This is a genomic window from Burkholderia sp. Cy-637 (assembly GCF_011753175.1).
Classification (GTDB): Bacteria; Pseudomonadota; Gammaproteobacteria; order Burkholderiales; family Burkholderiaceae; genus Burkholderia; species Burkholderia gladioli.
This window is the reverse complement of the sequence record NZ_VWWC01000299.1, coordinates 1-4146: the sequence shown is the minus strand read 5'-3', so window position 1 is coordinate 4146 and position 4146 is coordinate 1. Positions and strand designations below refer to the sequence as shown.

Below are 4146 nucleotides of genomic sequence, written 5' to 3'. Positions count from 1 at the left end.
CGCGGCCCGGTAAAAGGCCGCGTCGCGCGCAGGGGTATCGACGGCAGGAAACGGGCGGTGGCGACTTAGCGGCGGCGACCGCCTGGCCCGCCCGCTCAGGCCCCTCAGGCCGCGCGCTGCACGCCGGCCTTGGCCGCCGCGCGGTTGCCGCCGAGCGCATAGGCACCCGCGCCGACCAGCGCCTGCACCGCCAGCGCGGCCGCCCAGAAGGCCGGATATTCCCAGCCGCCATGCGGCGAATCGAAGCCGAAGCCGTTCGGGAAATGCGTGTGCACCACGCCGAGCATGAACACCAGCAGCACCAGGGAGACGATCCGGACCTGAATCCCGCCCAGCAGCGCGAGACCGCCGACCAGCTCGACGGCGATCGTCACATAGGCGAGCCAGCCCGGCAGGCCGATCGAGACGAAGAACTGCACGGTGCCCGGCAGGGTGAAGACGAAGATCTTCTGGCCGACGTGGATCAGGTACAAGACGCCGAGCACCAGGCGCAGCAAGGTGGCGCCGAGTTCGGCGGAACGATTCGGGTTCATGGCGGACTCCATCGAGAAGGGGAATGGAGCGAACTCTATTCGAAGCGTTTTCGCCGATAAATCTCCGGATCGGATTACATTACTTCCCAAAAAGAACGAATTGATCAGACGAAGCTGCCGAATAGGCGTTCCAGATCGAGATGCGCGGCGAAGGTATCGGCGAGCCGCTCGATCGAGGCCTCGCGCAGCGCCGCCCAGTCGACCGCCTCGGCCCGGTCCAGCCCGGCCCATTCGAGCAGCGCGGCGCAGGCGCCGGGCGTGTCGAACAGGCCATGCAGGTAGGTGGCCAGGATCTGCCCGTCCTCGGAGATGGCGCCGTCGGACCGCTCGCCTTCCGGTCCGTCGAGTCGCAGCGCCGGCCGCGCCAGCGCCGGGCCGTGCGTCTCGCCCATGTGGATCTCGTAGCCGCTCACGGCCGCGCCCTCGCCTTCGCCCCAGCCGAGCCGCCCGCCCGCGTTGACCAGCGTCTTCTCGGGCCGCAGCTCGGTGTCGTAGTCGAGCAGGCCGAGCCCCGCCACGCGAGCCGGCGGCCCCTCGACACCCTGCGGATCGTCGAGCCAGCGGCCCAGCATCTGCATGCCGCCGCAGATCCCGATCAGCTTGCCCCCGTAGCGCAGGTGGCGCTGGATCGCGCGATCCCAGCCATTGGCGCGCAGCCATTCGAGATCGCGCTGCACGCTCTTCGAGCCGGGCAGGATCACCAGGTCGGCGGGCGGGATCGGGCCGCTCTTCCAGTAGGAGAAATCGACGCGCGGATGCGCGCGCAGCGCGTCGTAGTCGGTGTGGTTGCTGATGCGCGGCACGGCCGGCACGACCACCCGCAGCACGCCGGCCGCGCGATCGCTGGCCTCGGTGCGCGCCAGGCTCGGCAGCATGTCCTCGGCGTCGAGCGCGAGGCCGTGCAGGTAGGGCAGCACGCCGAGCACCGGCTTGCCGGTTTGTGCCTCCAGCCAGTCGAGGCCGGGTTTCAGCAAGGCCGGATCGCCGCGGAAGCGGTTGATCACGAAGCCGCGCACGCGCTCGCGCTCGCTCGGCGACAGGCAGGCCAGCGTGCCGAGCAGGTGCGCGAACACACCGCCGCGATCGATGTCGGCGACCAGCACCACCGGGCAGTCGACATGCTCGGCGAAACCCATGTTGGCGATGTCGCCCTCGCGCAGGTTGATCTCGGCCGGGCTGCCGGCGCCCTCGACGATCACCGCGTCGTAGGCGGCGCGCAAGCGTTCGTAGGATTGCAGCACGGCCTCGAAGGCCACCGGCTTGTAGGCGTGATAGGCCCGCGCATCGAGATTGCCGCGCGCATGGCCGTGGATGATGACCTGCGCACCGCGATCGCTGTTCGGCTTGAGCAGCACCGGGTTCAGGTCGGTATGCGCGGGGATGCCGGCTGCGATCGCCTGCAGCGCCTGGGCGCGGCCGATCTCGCCGCCGTCGACGGTCACCGCGCTGTTGAGCGCCATGTTCTGCGGCTTGAAGGGCGCCACGCGCGCGCCCGCGCGCCGCGCCAGCCGGCACAGCCCGGCCACCACGGTGCTCTTGCCGGCGTCGGAGGTGGTGCCTTGGATCATCAGCGTGCCGCGCGGCGAGGGCAGGCGATCGGAAACGGTCATGGTGCGGGCCATCGGGCTGTCTGGGGAAGGCCGCATTATCGCGCGCGCCGTTACAATCACGCGATGACTTCGCACCACCTCACCTTCGTGCTCGGCGGCGCCCGCTCGGGCAAGAGCGCGCATGCCGAACGGCTGGCCGCCGCGAGCGGCCGCGCCGTCACCTATGTCGCCACCGCGCGCGTGGTCGGCGACGCCGAATTCGATCGCCGCATCGCCCATCATCGCGCGCGCCGCCCGGCCGACTGGGCCCTGGTCGAGGCGCCCGAGGCGCTGGCCGAGGCGATCGCCGCGCTCGACGATCCCGCCGCCTGCGTGCTGGTCGACTGCCTGACGCTGTGGCTCGCCGGCCTGCTCTGCCCGCCCGACGGCGCGGCCGTCGACGAGGCCACGCTCGCCGCGCGCGTGGCGGCGCTGGAAGACGCGCTGCGCGCCTCGCGGGCCCAGGTGATCGTAGTCAGCAACGAGATCGGCCTGGGCGTGATCCCGCTCGGCGCCGAGACGCGTCGCTACGTCGACGAACTGGGCCGGCTCAACCAGCGCATCGCAGCGCTGGCCACCCACGTCACGCTGGTGGTGGCGGGCCTGCCGATGCACGTGAAAGCGCCCGGAGAACCGGCATGCTGATGCTGTCGCTGCCGGCGGTGGCGATCCTCGCGGTCGCGGCCTTCCTGGTCGACTGGCGCTTCGGCGAACCGCGCCGCGGCCATCCCCTGGTCGTCTTCGGGCGCCTGGCCCAGGCCATCGAGGCGCGCCTGAACCACGGCCGGCTGGGCCGGCCGATCGGCGTGGCGGCCTGGTGCCTGGCGGTGCTGCCGCCGGTGCTGGCGGCCCTGCTGCTGCTCGCCCTGCTGCCCTGGCCGCTGGCCGCCGCCGTGCATGTCGCCCTGCTGTGGTTCGCGCTCGGCGCCAAGAGCCTGGCCGAGCATATCGCGCCGATCGGCGCCGCCCTCGCTCGCGGCGATCTCGCCGAGGCGCGCACGCTGACCGCGCGCATCGTCTCGCGCGACACGCGCGAGGCCGATGCCTCGGCGCTGTCGCGCGCGGCGGTCGAATCGGCGCTGGAGAACGGCAACGACGCGATCTTCGGTGCGCTGTTCTGGTTCGCCATCGCGGGCGGCCCCGGCGCGCTGATGTTCCGGCTCGCCAACACGCTCGACGCGATGTGGGGCTATCGCACGCCGCGCCTGCTGCGCTTCGGCTGGGCCGCGGCGCGCATCGACGATGCGCTGAACTGGGTGCCGGCGCGGCTCACGGCCGCCAGCTACGCCCTGCTGGGCGACACCGCCAACGCCTGGCGCTGCTGGCGCAGCCAGGCGCGCCAATGGGACAGCCCCAATGCCGGGCCGGTGATGGCCGCCGGCGCCGGCAGCCTCAACGTGGTGCTGGGCGGCCCGGCCGTCTATCACGGCGAACTCGAGACGCGGCCCACGCTCGGCGCCGGCGAGCCGGCCTCGCCCGCCCACGTGCGCGCGGCGCTCTCGCTGGTGGCACGCACCTCGATCCTCTGGCTCGCGCTGCTGCTGGCCGGCGCCGCGCTATCGGTCGCCACCCAGCATGGCTGAGGCCCCGGCCCGCGCCATGTCCATCCCCTTCCCTCGATTCCGCGCGGCGGGCGATGTCGATCGCCCCGCCCGACCCGCCCCATGACCGACTCCGCTCTCCATCCGCCCGCCATCACGCACGGCGGCAATCCGCACGACGCCGCGCAACGCTACGGCATTCCGCTCGCGCGCTGGCTCGATCTCTCGACCGGCATCAACCCGATCGGCTACCCGGTGCCGCCGATGCCGCCCGAGGCCTGGCGCCGGCTGCCCGGCGACGAGGCGCCGCTGGCCGCGCTGGCCGCGCGCTACTACGGCGCGCCCGACGCCGCGCACGTGCTTGCCGTGCACTTCATGTTGCAGCGTGCCGTTCTTCAGCGGCACCTTGAACATGTTGCGGCGAGCCTGCTCCATTGCCTTCTGGACAGCGACCGGCACTTCCTTCGCCTTGCCCTTGCCCAT

At 72.2% G+C, this 4146-nt stretch carries 4 protein-coding genes and 2 pseudogenes; 3 read left to right on the top strand and 3 right to left on the bottom strand.

What is annotated here, in order from left to right; translation table 11 throughout:
• Positions 1–104: 104 nt before the first annotated feature.
• Positions 105–533: a DoxX family protein gene (locus F3J10_RS34600; protein WP_025102262.1), complete on the bottom strand. Its 429-nt coding sequence runs from the start codon at positions 531–533 to the stop codon at positions 105–107.
• A 104-nt stretch (positions 534–637) separates the two neighbouring features.
• Positions 638–2143 (bottom strand): cobyric acid synthase, encoded by a 1506-nt coding sequence (locus F3J10_RS34595; protein WP_240154847.1) that lies wholly within the window; start codon positions 2141–2143, stop codon positions 638–640.
• Positions 2144–2206: 63 nt separating this feature from the next.
• Between F3J10_RS34595 and cobU the strand changes: the two genes are divergently transcribed.
• From cobU to F3J10_RS34580, 3 genes and pseudogenes are all read left to right on the top strand, one after another.
• Positions 2207–2767, top strand: coding sequence for a bifunctional adenosylcobinamide kinase/adenosylcobinamide-phosphate guanylyltransferase (cobU, locus tag F3J10_RS34590; RefSeq protein ID WP_105852239.1), 561 nt, complete (start codon positions 2207–2209; stop codon positions 2765–2767).
• Positions 2761–3705: an adenosylcobinamide-phosphate synthase CbiB gene (cbiB, locus tag F3J10_RS34585; RefSeq protein ID WP_166916298.1), complete on the top strand. Its 945-nt coding sequence runs from the start codon at positions 2761–2763 to the stop codon at positions 3703–3705. Before cobU ends, cbiB begins: the two co-directional genes overlap by 7 nt.
• Before the next feature lie 81 nt (positions 3706–3786).
• Positions 3787–4032 (top strand): annotated as a pseudogene (locus F3J10_RS34580) (threonine-phosphate decarboxylase); the annotation flags it as partial.
• On the opposite strand, the pseudogene F3J10_RS36485 reads toward F3J10_RS34580, so the two are convergent.
• A pseudogene (locus tag F3J10_RS36485) lies at positions 3949–4146 on the bottom strand (30S ribosomal protein S5); the annotation flags it as partial. The pseudogenes F3J10_RS34580 and F3J10_RS36485 sit on opposite strands and share 84 nt — an antisense overlap.

Excerpts from the sequence above, each read along its gene's own strand:
- F3J10_RS34600 (WP_025102262.1), bottom strand. The coding sequence starts at position 533 with ATGAACCCGAATCGTTCCGCCGAACTCGGCGCCACCTTGCTGCGCCTG.
- F3J10_RS34595 (WP_240154847.1), bottom strand. The coding sequence starts at position 2,143 with ATGACCGTTTCCGATCGCCTGCCCTCGCCGCGCGGCACGCTGATGATC.
- cobU (WP_105852239.1), top strand. The coding sequence starts at position 2,207 with ATGACTTCGCACCACCTCACCTTCGTGCTCGGCGGCGCCCGCTCGGGC.
- cbiB (WP_166916298.1), top strand. The coding sequence starts at position 2,761 with ATGCTGATGCTGTCGCTGCCGGCGGTGGCGATCCTCGCGGTCGCGGCC.